At 57.2% G+C, this 19,241-nt stretch carries 23 protein-coding genes; 18 read left to right on the forward strand and 5 right to left on the reverse strand.

What is annotated here, in order from left to right; translation table 11 throughout:
* Positions 1-28 precede the first annotated feature (28 nt).
* A complete protein-coding gene (locus tag G0Q06_RS00005; protein WP_163961200.1) occupies positions 29-265 on the reverse strand; it encodes a hypothetical protein in 237 nt (78 codons plus the stop codon).
* A gap of 190 nt (positions 266-455) precedes the next feature.
* On the opposite strand from G0Q06_RS00005, the gene G0Q06_RS00010 reads away from it, so the two are divergent.
* From G0Q06_RS00010 to G0Q06_RS00025, 4 genes are all read left to right on the forward strand, one after another.
* The gene (locus tag G0Q06_RS00010; protein WP_163961202.1) at positions 456-1,778 is read left to right on the forward strand and encodes an integron integrase; all 1,323 of its coding nucleotides are present in this window, start codon (positions 456-458) and stop codon (positions 1,776-1,778) included.
* A 65-nt stretch (positions 1,779-1,843) separates the two neighbouring features.
* The gene (locus G0Q06_RS00015) at positions 1,844-3,457 is read left to right on the forward strand and encodes an ABC transporter substrate-binding protein (protein ID WP_163961204.1); all 1,614 of its coding nucleotides are present in this window, start codon (positions 1,844-1,846) and stop codon (positions 3,455-3,457) included.
* Positions 3,454-4,509: an ABC transporter permease gene (locus G0Q06_RS00020; RefSeq protein ID WP_163961206.1), complete on the forward strand. Its 1,056-nt coding sequence runs from the start codon at positions 3,454-3,456 to the stop codon at positions 4,507-4,509. Before G0Q06_RS00015 ends, G0Q06_RS00020 begins: the two co-directional genes overlap by 4 nt.
* Positions 4,506-5,291: an ABC transporter permease gene (locus tag G0Q06_RS00025; protein ID WP_163961208.1), complete on the forward strand. Its 786-nt coding sequence runs from the start codon at positions 4,506-4,508 to the stop codon at positions 5,289-5,291. The genes G0Q06_RS00020 and G0Q06_RS00025 overlap by 4 nt, the downstream gene beginning before the upstream one ends.
* A 9-nt stretch (positions 5,292-5,300) precedes the next feature.
* On the opposite strand, the gene G0Q06_RS00030 is transcribed toward G0Q06_RS00025, so the two are convergent.
* A complete protein-coding gene (locus G0Q06_RS00030) occupies positions 5,301-6,290 on the reverse strand; it encodes a metallophosphoesterase (protein ID WP_163961210.1) in 990 nt (329 codons plus the stop codon).
* 114 nt (positions 6,291-6,404) lie between these two features.
* Here G0Q06_RS00030 and ribH point away from each other — a divergent pair, with 114 nt between their 5' ends.
* The 5 genes from ribH to G0Q06_RS00055 all read left to right on the forward strand — a co-directional run bounded on the left by ribH (position 6,405) and on the right by G0Q06_RS00055 (position 9,800).
* Entirely contained in the window at positions 6,405-6,983 is a 579-nt protein-coding gene (gene ribH, locus G0Q06_RS00035; protein ID WP_163961212.1) for a 6,7-dimethyl-8-ribityllumazine synthase, read from the forward strand.
* The gene (gene nusB / locus G0Q06_RS00040; RefSeq protein WP_163961214.1) at positions 6,980-7,414 is read left to right on the forward strand and encodes a transcription antitermination factor NusB; all 435 of its coding nucleotides are present in this window, start codon (positions 6,980-6,982) and stop codon (positions 7,412-7,414) included. The genes ribH and nusB overlap by 4 nt, the downstream gene beginning before the upstream one ends.
* Positions 7,414-8,343, forward strand: a complete 930-nt coding sequence (ftsY, locus tag G0Q06_RS00045; RefSeq protein WP_163961216.1) for a signal recognition particle-docking protein FtsY — start codon at positions 7,414-7,416, stop codon at positions 8,341-8,343. The genes nusB and ftsY overlap by 1 nt, the downstream gene beginning before the upstream one ends.
* Positions 8,344-8,345: 2 nt before the next feature.
* Complete coding sequence (gene aroB, locus G0Q06_RS00050; protein WP_238710170.1) at positions 8,346-9,440, forward strand: 3-dehydroquinate synthase; 1,095 nt, start codon at positions 8,346-8,348, stop codon at positions 9,438-9,440.
* 219 nt (positions 9,441-9,659) lie between these two features.
* Complete coding sequence (locus tag G0Q06_RS00055) at positions 9,660-9,800, forward strand: hypothetical protein (protein WP_163961218.1); 141 nt, start codon at positions 9,660-9,662, stop codon at positions 9,798-9,800.
* An 86-nt stretch (positions 9,801-9,886) separates the two neighbouring features.
* On the opposite strand, the gene G0Q06_RS00060 is transcribed toward G0Q06_RS00055, so the two are convergent.
* Entirely contained in the window at positions 9,887-10,759 is an 873-nt protein-coding gene (locus tag G0Q06_RS00060; protein WP_163961220.1) for a fructosamine kinase family protein, read from the reverse strand.
* Positions 10,760-10,819: 60 nt separating this feature from the next.
* On the opposite strand from G0Q06_RS00060, the gene G0Q06_RS00065 reads away from it, so the two are divergent.
* Complete coding sequence (locus G0Q06_RS00065) at positions 10,820-12,301, forward strand: endonuclease/exonuclease/phosphatase family protein (protein WP_163961222.1); 1,482 nt, start codon at positions 10,820-10,822, stop codon at positions 12,299-12,301.
* Between the two features lie 6 nt (positions 12,302-12,307).
* On the opposite strand, the gene G0Q06_RS00070 is transcribed toward G0Q06_RS00065, so the two are convergent.
* Positions 12,308-12,793 carry a low molecular weight protein-tyrosine-phosphatase gene (locus G0Q06_RS00070; RefSeq protein WP_163961224.1) on the reverse strand — a complete coding sequence of 162 codons (486 nt, stop codon included), beginning with the start codon at positions 12,791-12,793 and terminating at the stop codon, positions 12,308-12,310.
* A gap of 124 nt (positions 12,794-12,917) precedes the next feature.
* On the opposite strand from G0Q06_RS00070, the gene G0Q06_RS00075 reads away from it, so the two are divergent.
* The 4 genes from G0Q06_RS00075 (at position 12,918) to G0Q06_RS00090 (ending at position 14,456) form a co-directional block, all read left to right on the forward strand.
* Complete coding sequence (locus tag G0Q06_RS00075) at positions 12,918-13,172, forward strand: 2Fe-2S iron-sulfur cluster-binding protein (RefSeq protein ID WP_163961226.1); 255 nt, start codon at positions 12,918-12,920, stop codon at positions 13,170-13,172.
* Between the two features lie 26 nt (positions 13,173-13,198).
* A complete protein-coding gene (locus tag G0Q06_RS00080) occupies positions 13,199-13,918 on the forward strand; it encodes a 16S rRNA (uracil(1498)-N(3))-methyltransferase (RefSeq protein ID WP_163961229.1) in 720 nt (239 codons plus the stop codon).
* Between the two features lie 99 nt (positions 13,919-14,017).
* Positions 14,018-14,224 carry a type II toxin-antitoxin system HicB family antitoxin gene (locus G0Q06_RS00085; protein ID WP_163961231.1) on the forward strand — a complete coding sequence of 69 codons (207 nt, stop codon included), beginning with the start codon at positions 14,018-14,020 and terminating at the stop codon, positions 14,222-14,224.
* A gap of 7 nt (positions 14,225-14,231) precedes the next feature.
* Positions 14,232-14,456 carry a type II toxin-antitoxin system HicA family toxin gene (locus G0Q06_RS00090; protein ID WP_163961233.1) on the forward strand — a complete coding sequence of 75 codons (225 nt, stop codon included), beginning with the start codon at positions 14,232-14,234 and terminating at the stop codon, positions 14,454-14,456.
* A 30-nt stretch (positions 14,457-14,486) separates the two neighbouring features.
* Here G0Q06_RS00090 and G0Q06_RS00095 read toward each other — a convergent pair whose 3' ends face one another.
* The gene (locus G0Q06_RS00095) at positions 14,487-15,053 is read right to left on the reverse strand and encodes an RsmD family RNA methyltransferase (RefSeq protein ID WP_163961235.1); all 567 of its coding nucleotides are present in this window, start codon (positions 15,051-15,053) and stop codon (positions 14,487-14,489) included.
* A gap of 125 nt (positions 15,054-15,178) precedes the next feature.
* Between G0Q06_RS00095 and G0Q06_RS00100 the strand changes: the two genes are divergently transcribed.
* Genes G0Q06_RS00100 through G0Q06_RS00115 form a run of 4 tightly spaced genes read left to right on the forward strand, consistent with a single transcriptional unit; the run spans position 15,179 to position 19,159 of the window.
* Positions 15,179-16,582, forward strand: a complete 1,404-nt coding sequence (locus tag G0Q06_RS00100; protein ID WP_163961237.1) for a hypothetical protein — start codon at positions 15,179-15,181, stop codon at positions 16,580-16,582.
* 51 nt (positions 16,583-16,633) lie between these two features.
* A complete protein-coding gene (locus tag G0Q06_RS00105; RefSeq protein WP_163961238.1) occupies positions 16,634-17,386 on the forward strand; it encodes an MlaE family ABC transporter permease in 753 nt (250 codons plus the stop codon).
* Positions 17,387-17,393: 7 nt separating this feature from the next.
* Positions 17,394-18,173: an ABC transporter ATP-binding protein gene (locus tag G0Q06_RS00110; RefSeq protein ID WP_163961240.1), complete on the forward strand. Its 780-nt coding sequence runs from the start codon at positions 17,394-17,396 to the stop codon at positions 18,171-18,173.
* Between the two features lie 2 nt (positions 18,174-18,175).
* Positions 18,176-19,159 (forward strand): MlaD family protein, encoded by a 984-nt coding sequence (locus tag G0Q06_RS00115; RefSeq protein ID WP_163961242.1) that lies wholly within the window; start codon positions 18,176-18,178, stop codon positions 19,157-19,159.
* Positions 19,160-19,241 lie beyond the last annotated feature (82 nt).

Genomic DNA, 19,241 nt, shown 5'->3' on the forward strand with positions numbered 1-19,241 from the left:
CGTTAAAGCTGTGGCACGCCTGCGAGCGCTAGCGAGCGGCGTTGCCACCAGCGACTGGTTGTGCCCCTTTCACTTTCTCTCGGTTCTTGTTCATTTTCTCGATTACAAAAAACGGCATAACAAGAAGCAGCAGAAACAAAATTACTGCACCGAAAAGTTTTCCGTAGGAGAAATCTTCATCTTGCAGGGAAACAAGTATAAATCCTGGCGTGGCCAGGAGAAGAATAACCAGAACCGGAAAAGTAAAACTTTTTGCTTTCTTCATTTATTTCGCACCTGTTATCTCGATATTCTGCACAACAGTATAAATGTCCCGACGGCCTGTCAGGATATCTTCGAGGAGGATTAAGTCCTTATAACATGAGGGGCAACTGTTTTTTACTAGTTTGTGTGCTTATTTTTTATCAAAGGTGACGCTTGGCCCGAGCGGGTGTTTGATTTTTTGTTATGCTCCCATGAAGTCAGCAAAAACAGAGGTTGTTAGGAGCGCGGAACAGCGGGTGCATTTTCCAGATTGGAAATCAGCGCTCCGGGTGATCAAGGACGAGCGTGAGCGAAGGAGTGTGGAGATCATCCTGAACTGGTATCTGGGCTGGTGTAAACGGAACGGGCGTTTCGCCTCGATCGAGACGGCCGCCCTGTTCCTGGAGGAGATCATCGAGGAGCGGCGTCCGGAGGAGTGGGTGCTTTCGGGCTGGAAACGGGGCCTGCGGTGGTTTTTCAGCAGGGCGCGTGGGCAGGCTTCCGTGGAAGTGGCTCGCGCGCAGGTCCCGAGGGAAAGGGTCTCCGGGGAGGCTCCGGAAAGTCATGATCCGGTGGATTCCATCGAAAATCCGTGGGAGCGCCGGCTTGCCGAGACACTGCGCCGGGAGGATCGCATGCTGCGGACGGAGCAGGCTTACCGTGCTTGGTTGAAGCGTTATCTGGCCTGGCTTGGCGAGCGGGACCCAACCGGACAACCGAGTGTTTTTGCGTCAGGCTTCCTTGAGCATCTGGCGGTGAGGGAGATGGTCGCCCACAGCACGCAGCGCCAGGCGTTGAACGCCTTGGTTTATTTCTACAAGAAAGTCCTTCAGCTCGACCTTGGGGAGCTGGAGTTTGTGCGGTCGCCACGGCGTCGTAGACTCCCCGTGGTCCTCAGCCGGGAGGAAATTTCCCGGCTTTTGGGCCATATGAGCGGAACCCCGCTGCTCATGGCACAGCTCGCCTACGGAGGGGGGCTGAGGGTCTCCGAGCTCGTGCGCCTGCGGGTCAAGGATATGGATCTTGACCGCTTGCAAATCCATGTCCGCTCAGGAAAGGGCGACAAGGATCGGGTGACCACGCTTTCCGAACAGATCCTTCCGTTCCTGCGACAACATTTGGACCGGTTGGTCTTCCTGCACAAGGAGGATCAGGAGGCCCGAATACCGGGCGTCTTCCTGCCCGGAGCCCTTGAGCGGAAATATCCGTCGGCAGGCAGCCAAATCCAGTGGCAGTGGCTCTTCCCGACCACCAACCTGCAGCGGGATCCCCGTTCGGGGCTGATGCGGCGGCACCATGTTACACCCGGGGCCTTCCAGAAGGCCATTTCCCGCGCGACAAGCGCTGCCTCGCTGAACAAGCGAGTCACCCCGCATGCCCTGCGGCACTCCTTTGCCACGCATCTGCTCGAGTCGGGAACTGACATCCGCACAGTCCAGGATTTACTCGGCCACGCGTCGGTTGAGACAACCCAGATCTACCTGCATGTGATGCAGAAGCCGGGCCTTGGCGTCCGCAGCCCTCTTGATGGATGAGGGCTCCTGCCCGGCAAGCCGGGTCTCTTCTTGCCAACCAGCCCCCTTGCCTTAAATGATGGGGAATGCGATTTCTTTCCTTTTTCGGGCTCTTCTTTACGGGAGCGCTGCTGCTTTCAACAGGTTGTAGCCGGCAAACGGATACAACCACCAGCGAAGGGCCGGCCACCTTCATCTTCGCCCGCGGGGCCGATGCCCAGAAGTTGGACCCAGCCGATGTGGACGACGGCGAATCGGTCAATACGATGGCCCAGATCTTCGAGGGCCTGATCGGCTTCAAGCCGGGCTCGCTCGAGGTCGAGCCACGGCTCGCCAAGAGCTACGTAATTTCCGACGATGGCCTGAGCTACACCTTTGTCCTGCGCGAGGGCGTCCGCTTTCACGATGGCACGCCACTCACCGCCGAGTCCGCCCGCTTCAGTTTCGATCGGCAGATGGATCCGGACCACCCGGCGCATTTTCCCGGTGCCAGTTTCCAATACTGGCAGAATCTCTATTCGGATATCGAGCGGCTTGAATCGGTTGATGAGATGACGCTCCGGTTTCATCTTTCGCGTCCCAACGCTGGTCTTCTCACGGCTTTCGCCAGCTTCCCGGCATGGTTGGTCAGCCCGGGAGGCTTTGAGGAATACGGCGACCAGATGGTCTTTCATCCGGTTGGCACGGGCCCTTACCGCTTTGTTTCATGGCGTCCCAACGAAGCCATCATCTTTGAGGCCAATCCCGATTATTGGCGGGAACCGGCCGCCGGCTTTGACCGCATGGTCATGCGCTCGATCCCCCTCAACTCGTCCCGTCTTTCCGAGCTGTTGGCCGGTAACATCCATGGCCTCGATGGAATCCAGCCCTCGGAATTGGCTGATCTGGAATCCGACACGCGCTTCCAGATCCTTCATGCTCCGGGAATGAACGTCGGTTACCTGGCCTTCAGTGAGCTTTCCGACCGGGTCAAGGATCCCGACTTGCGGCGTGCCATTGCCATGGCCATCGACCGCGCCAACATCGTGCGCCTTGCCCTCGATAACTTTGGCTCGGTCGCCGCCTATCCCGCACCAGCCAGCTTTCTCGGCATTCCCGATGATGATGGTCCCATCAATCACGATCCCTCTGCCGCCAAGGCCCTGGTCGAGGCACATCCGGAATGGACAGAGTCGCCGCTCACGCTGGCCACCTTCGGCCAGCCGCGGATGTATTTCCCTGATCCGCAGCGCATCGCTTCCCTGATCCGCAACGACCTCGAAAAGGCCGGTTTCAAAGTCGAAATTATCAACCGCGAATTCAAGAGCCACCTCCACACGACCCGCAAGGGCGACTTCGAGATGGCTCTCCTTGGCTGGATCGCCGATACGCCCGATCCGGATAACTTTCTCTCCACTTTTTTCCACAGCCGTGCCGCCGTCCCGGGCTCGGCCACCAACATTTCCTTCTACCGCAATCCTGAAATGGATCAGCTCCTCGACGCGGCGCTTGCCGTCTCAAATCGCGCCGAGCGCGAGGCCCTCTATGCGCGGGTGCTCGAGCTCTGGGCCCGCGACCTGCCGCTTGTCCCGCTCGTCCAGGGAGACCAGATTACTGTCCTTGACCGCAACATCGGGGGCTATGCCCTGTCGCCCACCGGTAATCACTTTTTCGGGCCCGTGTATTGGAATTCTGGTGACATGCCCGCAAATGCTCAATGAGTGACGCTGTTCAAGAGCCGGCCCAGGCCGTGAAGCAATCCCGGGCGCGCCTCCTGCTTGTGGAAATCCGGCGCTTCGTCCTTATTTTTCTCGCGGCAAGTTTCTTCCTCTTCCTCGCCCTCGAGTCCATGCCGGAGGATCCGGTAAGCCTGAGGGTCAAGAATCCCGACCCGGAGCGCATTGCGGAAATACGCGACAGCCTCGGACTCAACGACCCGTGGCTCACCCGCTATGTCCGCGGGGTGGGGGACTTCCTCACACTCGATTGGGGCGAGAGCCTGATCAGCGGGCGTCCGGTTGCCGGGGAGGTGGCCCGCTATCTTCCTGCAACCCTTGAGCTCGCCGTCCTCGGTATCCTCTTCGGGGTCTCCTTTGGGCTGGCGCTGGTCCTTTCCGCTCACGCCACCGGCTGGACATGGCTCCTCCAGCCAGTCCGGGGCATGGGCGCCCTCGGGCTCACGGTTCCCATTTTCTGGATTGGCATCCTCTTTGTGCTTGTTTTCTCAGTACAGCTGGGATGGCTCCCGGTCGGGGGGAGGTTTGATTTTGCCTACGAGGCACCGCGGATCACGGGCTTTCTCCTTCTTGATAGTCTCCTTGTCTGGGACTTACACGCCTTCTGGATCGCCTGCCGTCATCTGGTTCTCCCCGTCCTCACCCTGGGGCTCTATCCGGCCGCCGTCGTTGCCGGGACGCTAGAGGCCCGGCTCGGGGAAAGCTTTCTTGAACGGCTGGTCACGGCCCTCAAGTCGCGCGGGTTTTCCCCGGCGAGGGTCTGGGGGCGCCATGTCCTGCGCCTGGTCAGCGGTCCGGTCGTCACGGTCATCGGCACGCAGGCCGGTGCTTTGCTCGGTGGCGCTGTTCTGACTGAGACAGTCTATTCATGGCCCGGGATGGGGCGCTTCCTCGTCGATGGCGTGCTCAATCGCGATCTCTTTGTCATCCAGCACGGGCTCCTTCTGGTGGTTGTCCTCGCCCTCTGCATTGTCACGGTTTCCGATCTGATCGCAACGCGCCTTGATCACCAACTCCAGAACCGGGAGGATTCGTGAAGGCACTCATTTCACTGAGACGGCTTCCCGATGCATGGGCCAGCTTCATCCTCGTCTTCGCCCTTTCGGGTCTTCTGTTCACTCCCTATCCGTCGCGCGAGCAGGCCTTCCGGGATCGTGCCCTCGAAGGGCCTTCCTGGGCTCATCCGCTCGGGATCGACGGGCTCGGACGCGACTTTTTCAGCCGGCTCTGGGAAGGGTCCGGGCACACTGTTGCCCTCGCCGTCATCGCCTTGCTGATCACTCTCGGGGTCGCCGCCCTGCTTGTCTCCATTGAGCGGATTTTTCCCAATTCGATCGGACGCTTTGTCCGGATGGGTGTGGGGCTCTGGGTCGCGTTTCCGGTTATCTTTATCGGGTTGCTCCTCCTTGTCTTTCTCAATCCATCCCCCTTCACGCTGGTGCTTGCCGTCGGCTTCGGTAACCTGGCCTTTGCTTTCCGCCAACTCAGGGTTTTCTGGATGGCCACCCGGAATGCCCTTTATGTCCAGTCCAGCGAGGTGCTGGGCTCCCGTGGCTGGGCGCTTTTCCGCTGGGCTATTTGGCCCAATCTGGTCCCGGATATCTTCGCCCTTGCCCGGCTTCTCTTTGCCATGAGCGCCCTCGAGCTTAGCGGGCTTGCCTTCCTCGGCTTGATCGGTGACCCGGATTTTGCCGAGCTCGGAGCCATTTTAAAACAGAATCAGCCTTATCTCTATCAGGCGCCCGCGCTTGCCATCCTCCCCGGTGCCATCCTCAGCCTTATTCTCCTCAGCGTCCACCTCTCCCGGTTTCACCGCTGACGGGGCAAATCATGAGGATGACCGCAGCGTGTGGATGACAATTTCCGGCGGGCAATTATAGCGCACGGGGACATGGCAGGAGCCAGTGCCGGTCGAGGTGTAGCCGATCATTGATCCGCGCCGCCAGAGTCCCCTGAACAGGGGTGTCGGAATCCGTTCCATGGAAAGCAGGGCGTGTCCGCCCGGCAGGCAGATTTGTCCGCCATGGGTGTGCCCGCTCAGGACAAGGCAAAATCCGTTTTCATCCGCTTCCGGGGCCACCTGTGGGCTGTGGCTGAGAAGAATCCGCGGAATGCCAGCCCGACAACCAGAGGCGGCCTTATTCACATCGTCGGTGCGGAAGAAGAAGGGGTCATCCACGCCCGCCAGGGAAAATTCTGCCGGACCATTCCCAATCTGCACCGCCTCATTGATCAAAATCGGCAGGCCCATTTTCTCAAGGGAAGCCGCGAGGGGCAGGGTGTCATGATTCCCCAGAACCCCGTAGATCCCGTGGGTGGGATTGCCTACCAGCTTGAGGATTTCCTCCAGTTTTTCCAACGCCCCCGAGGGATGCTGCCCAGCGCCTTCCCAGTAGTCACCAGTGATCACCGCGAGATCGCATTCCACTGAGGGGATTAATCTCCGCAATACCGGCTGGAGCGCGGGATCCAGATCAATATGCAGGTCGGTGATCTGGAGAATCCGGAATCCGTCCAAGGCCGCTGGCCATCTGGCTGGATGATGCTCAAGTTCCCGGATCCGGACATCAAGAAAGTTCCGGTGGCCGCGGGCGTACAAGCCCACCGCCTTTAACCCCCAGCGCAGGAAGCGGTAATGAAACGGGAGGTGGATGCCATCCTCATCCGCTGAGCCGATCATCTTCTCCCGCCGCCTGTGCTCAAGCTGCCACCGCTTTTCCACCCATTCCGGGTCCCAATGACCGGGAAATTCAGAACGATCCATATCGTGTAACAGGCGTCCCGCCTGTTCATCATCCTCTGGCACGGGCAATTTCATTCATCTCCAGCTTACTGCCCCTAACCGCTTCCGCGCAAGGCTGGAGCCGCCAGAACAATTCGCCCGCACTGCTCCCTTGACTTGTGACCCGGTCCCTTCAATTTGGCCAATCTCATGAGTAAGGATAAACCAGATCGTCTGGCCATTGATGGAGAGGGCTGCCGGGTGGCGATTATCGCCGCACGTTACAATTTCCAAATGGTGAACACGCTCCTTGAGTCGGTGTTGCAGACGCTCGATACCTGCGGGGTGCGCCAAGAGGATGTGGAGACCTTCCGGGTCCCGGGATCCAATGAGATTCCCCACGCCGCTTCCATGATCGCCAAGACGGGTGCCTTTGATGTCATCATCGGCCTCGGTCTGGTCATTGCCGGAGAAACCGACCACCACACCATCATTACCCATGCCACCGCCAGTGCGCTCCAGTCAGTCGGGGTCCGTTTTGAGGTTCCGGTGATCAACGGGATCATCTCCGTCTCCAATGAAAAGCAGGCCGCCGACCGGATTAGCGGCGAGCTCGACCGCGGAAGCGAATTTGCCTATGCCGCACTCGAAATGGCTCAGCTGAATAACCTTCTCCAAAAGCGGATTTTTGACGAGGATGCCAATCTCGTCCTTGATGACCTTGATTGGCTCGACGACCTTGACCAAGCTGCTGATGATGATGATGAATCGGAGGACTGGAAGAAATGAGTACCCGACGGGATAATCGAGTTGCGGCCATGCAGTTCCTGTATCAGTGGTCCTTGAATTCCGCCGATGATCTGGGGGCAGAGTTAATCTTGTTCTTCAAGGAGATGCCCAAGCCACGCGATTATTATGGCTTTGCCGAAGAGCTTATTCACGGTGCCATCACTCATCTGGATGAGATTGACACCATCATCAAAAGCTACCTCCGCAACTGGGACTTTGACCGGATCGCACGGATAGATCTGGCCATCCTGCGCCTCGCCATCTACGAGATGCTCAAGCGACGCGACATTCCGCCGGTCGTTTCCATCAACGAGGCCATCGATCTTTCAAAGGATTATTCCATTCCCGATGCCAAACGCTTTATCAATGGTATCCTTGATCAATACAAACTGACCTTGGACCGGCCCCTGAGGTCCGCGGCCCGGGATTGATGAAATCGTTTTTCAGCAAGTTCAAGGAGGGGCTTAAAAAATCCACCCCGACTTTCTACAAGGCATTTGGCAAGGTCGGCGGGCTCTTCAGCGGCAAGACAATCGATGCCGATACCCTCGATGAGCTCGAGGAGGCCCTCTACATGGCCGACTTCGGCGTTGAGACCACTGAGGAGATTCTTGGCGCAATCCGTGAGGCCTATCGTGAGAACAAGGAATTGCGCGGGCAGGAGGCGGCCCAAATCGGGACACATGTCCTTGAATCTGTCCTGGAGGGTTCCGAGGGGCGCATTGAGCCGGGCGCGCACAAGCCCGAGGTCATTGCCCTTATCGGAGTCAATGGTAGTGGAAAAACCACGACAACCGCTAAATTGGCCCATCTCTTCAAGGAGGATGGGCTCAAGCCGTTGGTCGGGGCCTGCGATACGTTTCGCGCCGCCGCCAATGAACAGGTCCGCACATGGTGCGAGCGGCTCGATGTCGAGCTGGTTGCCAGCCAGCACGGTGCCGACTCCGCAGCTGTCGCCTACGACGCTTACGCTGCCGCAAAAAGCCGCGGAGCGGATGTCCTGATCCTTGATACCGCTGGCCGTCTTCACAATAAGGCAAACTTGATGAAGGAGCTGCAGAAGATTCGCCGTGTCCTCCAAAAGCATGATGAGGCGGCTCCACACCACTCGTGGTTGGTCATTGATGGCAGCATTGGCAGCAATTCAATCGAGCAGGCCCGGGTTTTCCATGAGGCCTTTGGACTTACCGGGATCATCGTCACCAAGCTCGACGGGACAAGCCGGGGCGGGGCACTTGTCGGGATTTACCGCGAGCTCAAGCTGCCCATTTACTTTGTTGGACTTGGTGAACAACCGGAGGATTTTCAACCGTTCTCAATTCATCACTACACGCATGCACTTTTTGGAGTGGAGGATTAATCATGATTCTGGAGTCTCTTGAAGTATCCCTTGCCGAGCGGTCTTATCCGATCCACATCGGTCGCGACCTTGGCACGTCCCTGCGGCGGTGTGTCGCTGCTGACCTGGCTGACGGACGTAAGCTTGCTGTGATCACTGACGCCAGCGTGGCGCGTGAGCAGGCCGCCTTTGTTGAACATGCCTTCGGCGACCTGCCGGTCCTGGTTCTTCCGTCAGGCGAATCGACCAAGGCCTTTCACCATCTTGAGCATTGCGCCAATTTTCTCGCTGAAGTCGGGCTCGATCGGGGTGGTCGCATCTTCGCCCTTGGGGGTGGCGTCATAGGGGACCTTGCCGGCTTCGCCGCCGCCTCGTTTTACCGCGGAATCGGTTTTTACCAGATTCCGACTACGCTCCTCGCCATGGTCGACAGCTCTGTCGGTGGCAAGACGGGTATCAATTTGACTGCTGGCAAGAACCTCGTCGGGGCATTTCACCAGCCACTCTGCGTCTTTGCTGATTTGGATACCCTCCTTTCTCTTCCCAAGCGCGAATTCAACGCCGGGATGGCCGAGGTGATCAAACACGGGCTTCTGGCCGATGAAGAGCTTTTCACCCTTCTCGAATCCGGCCCGCGGCTGGAGGCCTCCAGCGAGGATCTCCCCGCCATCATCCGGCGGAATTGCGGCATCAAGGCGGGTGTCGTGAGTGCGGATGAACGTGAGGAATCCGGTCAGGGTGGCCGCGCCCTCCTCAACCTTGGACACACCTTTGGTCACGCCATTGAGGCAGTTGCCGGATACGGGACCTACTTGCACGGTGAGGCAATCGCCATCGGTTTGGTCCTTGCCTGCCAGTTTTCTGAACGGCTTGGCAATATTGATTCAGCCACTGTTGATCGGGCTGTCCCCCTTCTGCAGAAATACGATTTGCCAGTCCGCCTGCGGAAGCCCCTGCCGCTCGATTCCCTGCTCGCTGCCGTCCGCAAGGATAAGAAGTCCCGGGCCGGCAGCCTCCGCTTTGTCGCTTTGGAGAAAATCGGCAAGGCCGTCACCGTCGTAGGAATTGAGCCGGGTCTGCTCGAGGAGCTCTTTGTTGGCGTTGGAGCGGCACAATAGCAGGTTTGCCCCCAAATAATCGGGACCGGACCTTTTGTCCGTAACCGCCTGCCGTATAGATCTGGGTTTTAAAATAATTGTAAAAACGTCCCCATGCGCTTGACGAATTGCCCGATCTGGAGCAATTTTCCCCCAGTTCTTTAAGAATCGTTGTTCATCACTTTCCGCTTTCTAACGCGGTGGCTCCGCTCGGAGTCATCTCAAACTGAAAACATAACCATGAACAACACGACTAAAAACACACCTAAGGGAGTTAAACCTCGCCGGGCTCGCACGCTCGCTCCGCTTTCGGAGAAGCTGGCAACCGTTCGCTCATACCCGAGCTTCGGATCCTCGGCACTGACAGGTATCCTCCGATAGGTGCTTCAATAGAAAATAACATGGGGCGGGAATCCGAAAGGGTTCCCGCCCTTTTCAGTTTCTGAATTGTCCGCCAACAGCCAAACTCATCCAATTCCCCTGAGCAGGTGCCGGATCATGCTGGCTGCCTGATCCCCATAGCCACCTCCGAAAATATTGAAGTGGTTGAGGACATGGTAGAGCTGGTACAGGTCCCGCCGCCGCTCATATCCGGGATCGATGGGCCAGACAGATCCGTAGCCGTCATAAAAGGGTTTTGGAAATCCGCCAAAGAGCTCGGTCATGGCGAGGTCCGTCTCCCGGTCCCCGAAGTAGCTTGCGGGATCAAATACAACGGGTGTCCCGTCTTCAAGAAAACCGGCGTTGCCCGCCCAGGGATCGCCATGCAGGAGCGACGCCGTCGGGGAGTACGTATCAAAAAATAAATGTAGTTGCCCGATCAATACGTCCGCATCACTCAACCGGAGACCCTTCTCGCGAGCCCATTGGACCTGTGGCTGCAGACGGCATTCCGCATAGAACCCTATCCAGTCATTTTTCCATGTGTTGATTTGCCGGGTCGATCCGATCCAATTGTCCTCCTCCCATCCGAAATTTGCCTGCTGTACATGATGAAGGCGGGCAAGCTCTTTGCCCATGTTTTCCCAGCTTCCAGGATGCGCCCTGCCAATCGGAAGAAATTCGAGAACGAGGGCTGTCATGTCATTGGAGCTGCAAACGGCAACAGGTTCCGGCACGCGGATGGTCTTTGTTTTCCCTATGGCTCGTAAAGCTGCTGCCTCCGCCTCGAAGGAGGAACGGAATGAGGGCCTGTTCTGCTTGATGAAAAAACGCCGTCCATCCGTCCCGGTGAGACACTGGGCATTATGAATACAGCCGCCGCCGAGCGAACTTGTGCCCTTGATGCGAAAGTCCGAGCCGGTGGCTTTCAAGATGGCTGCCTCGATTTCCTTGTTCATTGCCTCCATGAATCAATTCTAAGTGTTGCAGGAACCTCCATTCGGGTTAAGAAAAAAGGTATGAGATTTTCTTTTTCTATTCTGGCCTTGGTTATTTTTCTCACAGGCTCGCTCTCCGCCCGCGATTTCACCGTAATGGTTTATAACGTGGAGAACCTCTTTGATGTCGATGGAGTTGCGCTTTACGGCGACTACCGGCAGGGGGATGAGGGTGAGTATGGCGAGGGCCCGTTGCTCAATAAACTGGAGGGGATCCGTATCGCGCTCGCCGCCCTCAACAATGGCGACGGACCCGAAATTATCCTTTTCCAGGAGTTTGAGCTCGACCGGACCCCGTATGATACACCGTCTGCGGAGGCCTTTCTCAAGGAAACCAAGGGTCAGGATCTGGCGGCGATCCTTGACCAAAGGAGCAACCTTCCCTCGGAGCTGCTTCTGTTGAAGTATCTCGATGATCACGGGATGGGCCCGTACCACATCGGCCAGCCGGATCCTGTTAAGTCGGAGAGCCATCCCCCGCACAAGAATGTCGTCTTCAGCAAGTTCCCACTCAACTTTGTTCGTCAACGTGATTCATATAATGCCCGCGACCTCGTCATCGCTGGAATCGATGTGGATGGACATGAATTGATTGTCCTCAACAACCATTGGAAATCCGGCGCATCCAATGCCCGTACGGAACCGATCCGCGTGCAGAATGCCCGCGTTGTCAGGGCGGAGCTGGAAGCAATCCTCCTCCGGAACCCGTCCGCCGATGTCATCATCGCCGGTGACTTTAATTGCTACTACAACCATTCGGCAGTCTTTCAGGATCTTGAGGAAACAGCTGTGAATGATGTCCTTGGAGCAAACGGGCATGAGGTCCGGATGGTCCAGCAAGGCTCGAAGAACCTGTATAACCTCTGGTTTGAAAGTGATCCCGCTGAACGTGGCTCGGAGGTCTGGCGAGGTTATTGGGGAACGCTCATGCAGATGGTGATCACGCCGGGTCTCTATGATAACCGGGGCATCCAGTATCTGGACAACAGTTTCGATCGTCTTGCCATTCCGGGTGAGAATGTCGATACCCGATGGGGCCGGCCGATCTCATGGAGTAACTACGGAGGCGGGGCCGGCTTCTCGGACCACTTGCCGATCTACGCGCGCTTCCGTTCCATTCCCGGCGAGGGAAGCGACGGGTTTGTGGAATTGGACAATCCTTCCGATGAACCACTTTCTGCCAACCGGCCCAAGATGGATTTTGCCCGTATGAACCGGATGGCGGTGCCCCGGGTGGGTGTCCTCGTCGCCATGTCCCCGGAAGAGCGAGTCCGCGAAGTGGGGGAGCTCTTTCAGGTCGATGCGGAGTTGGTCTCCAATCGTCCGGCCCGTATCCGCATCGGGGATCTTGAGTTGGAAGTCTACAGCCCGATTCGTGACTTGCGTGATCAGATCAATAGCATGCAGCCGGGGGATCGATTGCGTTGCTTTGCCGACCTCGATGTCTTTCGCGGTCGCCTGCAGGTTGTCGTCCGGGATCCTTCCTGGATATATCGCGACTGATCCGCTCTACGCGGGGTCCTGCAGTTCTTCCTTCACCTTTTCCAGCAATCCCGCACAGGCGTCCTCGAGAATGTCGAGCACGCGCTCAAAGCCCTGGTCACCTCCGTAATAGGGATCGGGCACTTCCGTTTCCGAATGATGGCGGCTGTAGTCGCACATCATCGATAACCGGGCCTTCCCGGCATGAATGGCTTGCATCGCCTTCAGGTCATTAAGGTTCTCACGATCCATCGCGATGATGTGGTCGAAGTGGTCAAAATCATCCGGCCGTACCTGGCGGGAAATGCTATCCAGTGAGTAGCCACGTTTAGCCGCGCTCTTGCGCATGCGGGCATCGGCGCGATTGCCGCTGTGGTAGCCAATGGTCCCTGCTGAGTCGCAGAGGATACTTTGCGCGAGGCCGGCATCTTCCACTTTTGCATGAAAGATGGCCTCTGCTGAGGGCGAGCGGCAGATGTTGCCCATGCAGACGAATAAAACGGATTTTGGCATGATAGTGTGGGGTTTTGCAGCGCCTCCGGAGTGATCCGGGAACGCTTAGGAGTTGAAAGCCGGTTGTTTTTGCGAATAGTGAACTTATACGCAAGCAGTCGTTGGGCCAATTAATCAATAAGTTATGAGTAAAGTTACATTCAAGAAAAGTGGAGTTGAAGCAGAGTGGACCGGCGGGCAGGGGAGCCTGCTTGAACTGGCTGAAGCCAAGGGCATGGAGTTGAACTTTGGTTGTCGGATGGGGCGCTGTACCGCCTGCCAGCAGCCGTTGGTTTCCGGTGAGGTTGATTATCCCGCCGGGCATCAAGGAACGCCGGAAGACGGCAACATCCTCATGTGCTGCAGCCAGCCAAAGGGTGATGTCGTCATCGATGCCTGAGCAGCGGGCCAAGCCCGATTCCTTTTATGAACCGAATCCTTTTTGAGGATCAGGCCTCTTCTTACTCGCTTGATCCGAAGGACCCGCGCTTTGAACATGTGCGCGGCGTCCTGCGAATGAAGGCAGGCGATGTGTTCGATATCGGGGTTGTCAATGGTCCCGCCGGCCGGGCGCGCATTGGCAAACTCTCCAGCACGATGATGGAGGTCGAAGTGGAGTGGGGCGACCGGCCGCCTTTGCCGCCACCCATTCATCTTCTCGTTGGGATGTGCCGCCCAGCGACTGCCCGCAAGATTCTCACAACCGCCCCAACCCTGGGTGTGCGGGAGCTGATCTTCAGCCCCTGTGGTCGGTCGGACCCCGCTTATGCCCGCTCCAGCCTCTGGGAAGGTCAGGAATGGCGCGCAAAAATCATCGAGGGCGTGGAACAGGCCTTCGACACCTATGTGCCGCCGCTTCGGCTTCCCGCATCACTTGAAGAAGCGGGCGCATTGCTTCCGCGGGAGACTTCCAAACTCGCCCTGGATGTCTATGAAGGGTCGGAGCGACTCAGTGCCGTTTGCCTACCGCCGGACACGCCCGTTTGCCTGGCTATCGGTCCGGAACGCGGTTGGAATGCCAATGATCGATCCCTGCTCGTGGATGCCGGCTTTCAACTGGTCTCCTTGAATGAACGCGTCCTGCGCGTGGAGACTGCCGTCGTCACTGGCCTGGCCCTACTCATGGGCAGGCTGGGGGTGCTTTGATTACCCACCCATAGTCAAAATTGACTAGAGAACTGAATTGGCGGCCGTTCTTTGCATGACAGGATTGCCAACCTAACCGAATGCTCCATTATGAATTTCATGAAGTTTACTGTGACTTTGGACCGTGATGAAGATGGAGTCTGGATTTCCGAATGTCCGGCAATTCCAGGCTGCGTCAGCCAAGGTAAAAATCGCGAGGAAGCTCTGGCCGGCATTCGCGAGGCCATTGCCGCCTGCTTGGAAGTGCGTGCGGAGCAGGGGATGCCCCTGACAGTCGAAACAAGGCAGGTTCAAGTTACCGTCTAGCGGTCATATGCCTAAGTTGCCCAACATCAGTGGTCAGGAGGTCGTCAAGACTTTCCAAAAAGATGGGTGGGTGCTTGCCCGTCAGAAAGGCAGCCACATGGTCCTGATAAAAGACGGTTCCATGGCAACCCTTTCAGTCCCTGACCACAAGGAGGTGGCAAAAGGCACACTGCGTAGTCTGATCCGCGCCTCCGGGCTCACTGTTGAGGCTTTTCTAAAGATGACAGCTTGAAAGCAGCAGGGAATCTCCGGATTTGTCCGGTTAGTCCACGGCCTCGAGAATCGCGATACTCGGTTCATTCGTGCCGCTCTTGCCGATCCGTCGACGGCAGCTCCAGCCAGCTGCGGGAATGGACAAGTCCCCGGGCAATTCGTAGATGAGCAGTGCCGGACCTTCGGGATTCAGTAACGCACGGGTGAGTTTCATCAATTCGGGCCCGTGACTGCGCGCTAGATCATAAGGAGGATCCATGAAAATGAGATTAAAGCGCTCATTGGAATTGAAGCGCAGGACATCCCGGCGAATTACTTTCGTCGATACCCCTTCCGGGTTTCCCAGGCTTTTCATCACCGCCTGAATGTTCCGGGTGATCGCCTCCACCGCCCGGGGATGTTTCTCCACGAAGATCCCACCTGTCGCTCCGCGGGAGAGGGCTTCCAGTCCATAGCTGCCCGATCCGGCAAAGAGGTCCACAAAACGCGCCTTTTCGACCTGTTCTCCCAGACTCGAAAAGACTGCCTCGCGCATGCGATCAGTCGCCGGCCGGACATGCTCCGCCCGTCCGGTTGTGATCGGAATTCCGCCTGCCTTTCCTCCGGTGATACGCATTTGTCTTGAGGATGCGGGCAAGGGCCGTTCAGGCAAGTGAAGAGAGGGATTCCGGGAAATTTCTCTTTTGTGTTTCCTTCTGTCTGGAATTCCGTAAACCCGTTATTGCTTAAACCAAACTGTAAATGGGATTTCGAAGACTGATAGGGACCCTTTCCGGGTTCATTCTGCTTGCCCTGCTTCCACAACTCACCGCCAAGGAACTTAATCTCTGGCCAGCCTTTGTGAAGCAGTGGGATTCCCCGCAGGCGCGTCTCGACCACGCGGGCAGCCTCGGCCCGATCTTTTCCGTCACCGATCAAGGCGATACCCGGATTCTCAGTATTCGCCCGTTGTGGACGTCCTTCACCAACGCGCAGACCGGCAACTCGAGCCGCCACATCCTTTATCCGTTGCTCAACTGGTTCGACAAGGGCGATGTTCAGTACGGCCATGCCTTCAATATCCTCCAATACCGCCACAACGCTCCCCGCGAGGATACGTTTTTCCAGTTTGTCCCGTTTATTTTTAGCCGGAAGACTCCCGATCCGGAGGAATCCTATTTTGCCCTCTGGCCGGTTGGGGGTGTCCTTAAGAACCGCTTATCGCGTGACCGGATCACCTTTGCCGCATGGCCTCTCTTTGTCCGGACTCAACGTGATGACGAGACCCGCACCCATGTCCCGTATCCGTTTTTGCAGTTTCTCAATGGTCCCCGGAGTCGCGGGTTCGGGCTCTGGCCGCTCTACGGGCACTTCCAGCGCGACAACGACTACGATCACACATGGGCCCTCTGGCCGTTCTATTACGACTACAAGGACAAGCTGGATGAGGCGGTTCCCTACGCCCGCTTTGGCGTGCTTCCATTCTATTCCCGGGAAACTGCCGAGGGATTGAAAAGCGAGACCTTTGTCTGGCCCTTCTTTGGCTACACGCTTGAGAATGAGCCGCGCACAATGTATTCGGAAAATCGCTACTTTTGGCCGCTTTTTGTCCAGGGCCGGGGCGAGGAACGCTACGTTAATCGCTGGATGCCGTTCTACACGGATGAGCGCAAACCCGGATACCAGAAGCATTGGTACCTTTGGCCGTTGCTCGAGACAGAGCGCTTTGAACAACCCGGCCTCACCCGCGAACGGACTTCCTTCCTTTATTTCCTCTATCGCGATGAACGCCAGTACTTCGCCGACACAAGCGCCCGTCTGACTTTTCTCTGGCCGTTTTTCGGATACTGGAACGATGGGTATGACCGCCGGCAGCTTCAAGTCCTCGACCCGTTGAGCGTGTTCTTCCCTTCAAATCGCAAGGTCAAGGAGAACTGGACACCGCTCTTTGCGCTCTACCGCTTTGACGAACGCTCGGGTAACGCCCGGCATTCCGTTCTTTGGGACATGGTCGTCTGGGAAAAGGATCCGGAGGGGCTGAAGGCTATTTACGCCGGGCCGCTCTTTGAATGGGTTGAAGGCAGCCACTGGGAACTTTTGAAGGGACTCGTTGGGTCCCGGCGCGAGAATGGGGAAACCCGCACGACAACATTCTGGAGGGATTGATTCAATGATTGCGGAGAGTTTAGTAAGTTTGATCATAAAGGAACGGGTACGATGAAAGCGGTAATGGATCTTTTTGAATGGATTGGTTCAGGGGTGCAAATGTCCCTGAAGACGATCGGGTTTTTTCCAAACCTTCCCCGCCAGTGGAAGCAACTGGTCGAGCAATGCCTATTCATGGGCTACGCGACCGTGCCACTGGTGGCGATTCTGAGCGTCTTTATCGGTGCTGTGCTGGCCCTGCAGATCGGCTACAGTATCATGGATTTCGGGGCCAAGCAGTACATCGGGCCGATCGTTGGCCTTTCCATGGTGCGCGAGTTGTCGCCCGTCATGACGGCTGTCATGGTTACCGGACGTGTCGGCTCCGCTGTGACTGCCGAGCTCGCCTCGATGCGGGTCTACCAGGAGGTTGATGCGTTGAAGACGATGAACATTCCACCGGAGCGCTTCCTCGTCATGCCAAGGCTGGCGGCGATTCTCCTCGTCATGCCGATTCTTCTCATGGTCTCTGTCGTCACCGGATGGATGGGCGGCCAGATTGTCTGCCAGTTTGTGCCGTGGTTGGCCATCACTCCCGACACCTACTACAATTCGCTGAAGGCCATGATGACCCTTGATGATGTCACCGACGGCCTCATCAAGGCGGAGCTTTTCGGGATCGGGATTCTTCTGATTTCCAGCCATCTCGGCCTCCGTACTTCCGGCGGACCTCGCGAAATCGGGGCGGCGGTGACGCGGGCGGTTGTTGTCTGCATCATTTTTATCCTGATTTTTGACTACTTCATCACCAATATTCTCATATAGGGCACGCATGGAATCCACAGTACAAGTCGAGCCGGTTTCCGTATCGGTGAAGAATCTTTCAAAGTCCTTCGGGACGCAACAGGTCCTGAGGGATGTCTCCTTTGAGGTGAAGCCGGGTGAGATTTTTGTCCTCATGGGGCCAAGCGGCTCGGGCAAGTCCGTCCTCATGCGGCACTTGATTGGTCTTGAGAAGAGCGACAGCGGGCAAACCCTGGTCGGCGACGGCGATGCCCAACAGGCTGAAACCCACGAGCGGATTCGCACATCCATGGTCTTTCAGGCTGGGGCCCTTTTCAATTCGATGAAGGTCTATGACAACCTCGCCCTCTATCTGCGCGAGCACCGGCTCTACGACGAGGCAACGATTCGGACCAAGGTGGAGTCTGTCATGAAGGCGCTCTCCATCGAGGCCGCTGGCGACAAAATTCCAGCCCAGTTGTCCGGCGGGATGAAAAAACGGGTCGCTGTCGCCCGGGCCATTATCATGGAGCCCCAGCTTATCCTCTACGATGAGCCCACTTCCGAGCTTGATCCGATCCTCGCCGCAACCACGACCGAGCTGATCGCCACAATTTCCCGCGAAACCGGCGCAACCAGCATGGTTGTCACCCATGACCGCGAGCTGGCCTTGGCCATCGGGGATCATGTCGCCCTTCTCATGGAGGGCGAGCTGGTCTTCGGCGGTACACCCGAGGAGCTTCGCAACAGCACCGACCCGGCTGTCCGGGAATTCATGAATCCAAAAATTGATCCAGATAATCCACGCTTTCGCAAACAGGAGAAATAATTATGAACCAAACCTTCCAATCCATTCGTGTGGGCATTTTCTTTGTCCTCGGAGTCATCCTTATCTATGCGGTCTACACCGTTATTGGCTCGGGTGCCATCAAGAGCGATACGGGCTACACGATCACCGCTGAGTTTGACAATATCCGCACCTTGACCCCGGGCTCCGATGTCCGCATGGCGGGTGTCTTCATTGGCCAGGTCACGTCGACCGAGCTGGCCGATGGCCGTGGGCTTGTCACCCTCCGGGTTGATCCTGAGGTCCAGATCCCTGCCGATTCCGTGGCCAGTATCGCCATGTCCAGCCTGCTCGGACAGAACTATGTCTCGGTTGATTACGGCGCAGACTCGGCTTTGCTCAGCGGGGGTGACCAGATCCTCACCGACGAGGGAGCTGACTTCAATGAAATCCTCGGAGAGGTCAAAAAGCTCGGGGAGCGTCTGAATTCAATGGCCGAAAGCTTTTCCGGGCTGGAAGGTGGAGGCATGGGTGAGCTCTTCACCAATCTCAATGAGCTCGTGACCGACAACCGCAACCGCTTTGACACGGTCATGGTCAATCTCGAGGAACTCACCACCAAGCTCAATTCGAGCGAGGGAACCCTCGGTAAGTTGATTAATGAAGACGGTATGTACACCGAGCTCATGTCTGTTGTGGATGATTTTCGAAGCGCTTCAGCCGATATGAAGGACACCCTGGCCAGCGCAAAGGACCTTTTCGCCAAGGTGGAAGCTGGCGAAGGCACCCTCGGCCGCCTGCTGGTTGATGACACCATCGCCGTCGAGCTCGAGGCGACCATCGCCAACATGAAGTCCTTCTCCGAAAAGCTCAATTCGGGCGAAGGGACCCTTGGCAAGCTCGTGACCGACGATTCCCTCTACGTCGAGCTCCGCGGAATGCTCAATAAGGCCGACCAGGCCCTTGACAGTCTTGGGGATTCCGGCCCGATCACCGCTGCCGGTGCGGTTTCCGGGGCCTTGTTCTAAGCAGTTTCGGCCGGCGAATCCTGACAAAAGGGGTTTTTTCGGGAAAAAGAGAAAACTTTTTGAACGAAAACCGGAACACCCC

Source organism: Oceanipulchritudo coccoides (genome assembly GCF_010500615.1).
In the GTDB taxonomy this organism is placed as follows: domain Bacteria; phylum Verrucomicrobiota; class Verrucomicrobiia; order Opitutales; family Oceanipulchritudinaceae; genus Oceanipulchritudo; species Oceanipulchritudo coccoides.

Bases quoted from the DNA above. Each gene is read 5' to 3' on its own strand.
- G0Q06_RS00005 (WP_163961200.1), bottom strand. From the start codon at position 265: ATGAAGAAAGCAAAAAGTTTTACTTTTCCGGTTCTGGTTATTCTTCTC.
- G0Q06_RS00010 (WP_163961202.1), top strand. From the start codon at position 456: ATGAAGTCAGCAAAAACAGAGGTTGTTAGGAGCGCGGAACAGCGGGTG.
- G0Q06_RS00015 (WP_163961204.1), top strand. From the start codon at position 1,844: ATGCGATTTCTTTCCTTTTTCGGGCTCTTCTTTACGGGAGCGCTGCTG.
- G0Q06_RS00020 (WP_163961206.1), top strand. From the start codon at position 3,454: ATGAGTGACGCTGTTCAAGAGCCGGCCCAGGCCGTGAAGCAATCCCGG.
- G0Q06_RS00030 (WP_163961210.1), bottom strand. From the start codon at position 6,290: ATGAAATTGCCCGTGCCAGAGGATGATGAACAGGCGGGACGCCTGTTA.
- ribH (WP_163961212.1), top strand. From the start codon at position 6,405: ATGAGTAAGGATAAACCAGATCGTCTGGCCATTGATGGAGAGGGCTGC.
- nusB (WP_163961214.1), top strand. From the start codon at position 6,980: ATGAGTACCCGACGGGATAATCGAGTTGCGGCCATGCAGTTCCTGTAT.
- ftsY (WP_163961216.1), top strand. From the start codon at position 7,414: ATGAAATCGTTTTTCAGCAAGTTCAAGGAGGGGCTTAAAAAATCCACC.
- aroB (WP_238710170.1), top strand. From the start codon at position 8,346: ATGATTCTGGAGTCTCTTGAAGTATCCCTTGCCGAGCGGTCTTATCCG.
- G0Q06_RS00055 (WP_163961218.1), top strand. From the start codon at position 9,660: ATGAACAACACGACTAAAAACACACCTAAGGGAGTTAAACCTCGCCGG.
- G0Q06_RS00060 (WP_163961220.1), bottom strand. From the start codon at position 10,759: ATGAACAAGGAAATCGAGGCAGCCATCTTGAAAGCCACCGGCTCGGAC.
- G0Q06_RS00065 (WP_163961222.1), top strand. From the start codon at position 10,820: ATGAGATTTTCTTTTTCTATTCTGGCCTTGGTTATTTTTCTCACAGGC.
- G0Q06_RS00070 (WP_163961224.1), bottom strand. From the start codon at position 12,793: ATGCCAAAATCCGTTTTATTCGTCTGCATGGGCAACATCTGCCGCTCG.
- G0Q06_RS00075 (WP_163961226.1), top strand. From the start codon at position 12,918: ATGAGTAAAGTTACATTCAAGAAAAGTGGAGTTGAAGCAGAGTGGACC.
- G0Q06_RS00080 (WP_163961229.1), top strand. From the start codon at position 13,199: ATGAACCGAATCCTTTTTGAGGATCAGGCCTCTTCTTACTCGCTTGAT.
- G0Q06_RS00085 (WP_163961231.1), top strand. From the start codon at position 14,018: ATGAAGTTTACTGTGACTTTGGACCGTGATGAAGATGGAGTCTGGATT.
- G0Q06_RS00090 (WP_163961233.1), top strand. From the start codon at position 14,232: ATGCCTAAGTTGCCCAACATCAGTGGTCAGGAGGTCGTCAAGACTTTC.
- G0Q06_RS00095 (WP_163961235.1), bottom strand. From the start codon at position 15,053: ATGCGTATCACCGGAGGAAAGGCAGGCGGAATTCCGATCACAACCGGA.
- G0Q06_RS00100 (WP_163961237.1), top strand. From the start codon at position 15,179: ATGGGATTTCGAAGACTGATAGGGACCCTTTCCGGGTTCATTCTGCTT.
- G0Q06_RS00105 (WP_163961238.1), top strand. From the start codon at position 16,634: ATGAAAGCGGTAATGGATCTTTTTGAATGGATTGGTTCAGGGGTGCAA.
- G0Q06_RS00110 (WP_163961240.1), top strand. From the start codon at position 17,394: ATGGAATCCACAGTACAAGTCGAGCCGGTTTCCGTATCGGTGAAGAAT.
- G0Q06_RS00115 (WP_163961242.1), top strand. From the start codon at position 18,176: ATGAACCAAACCTTCCAATCCATTCGTGTGGGCATTTTCTTTGTCCTC.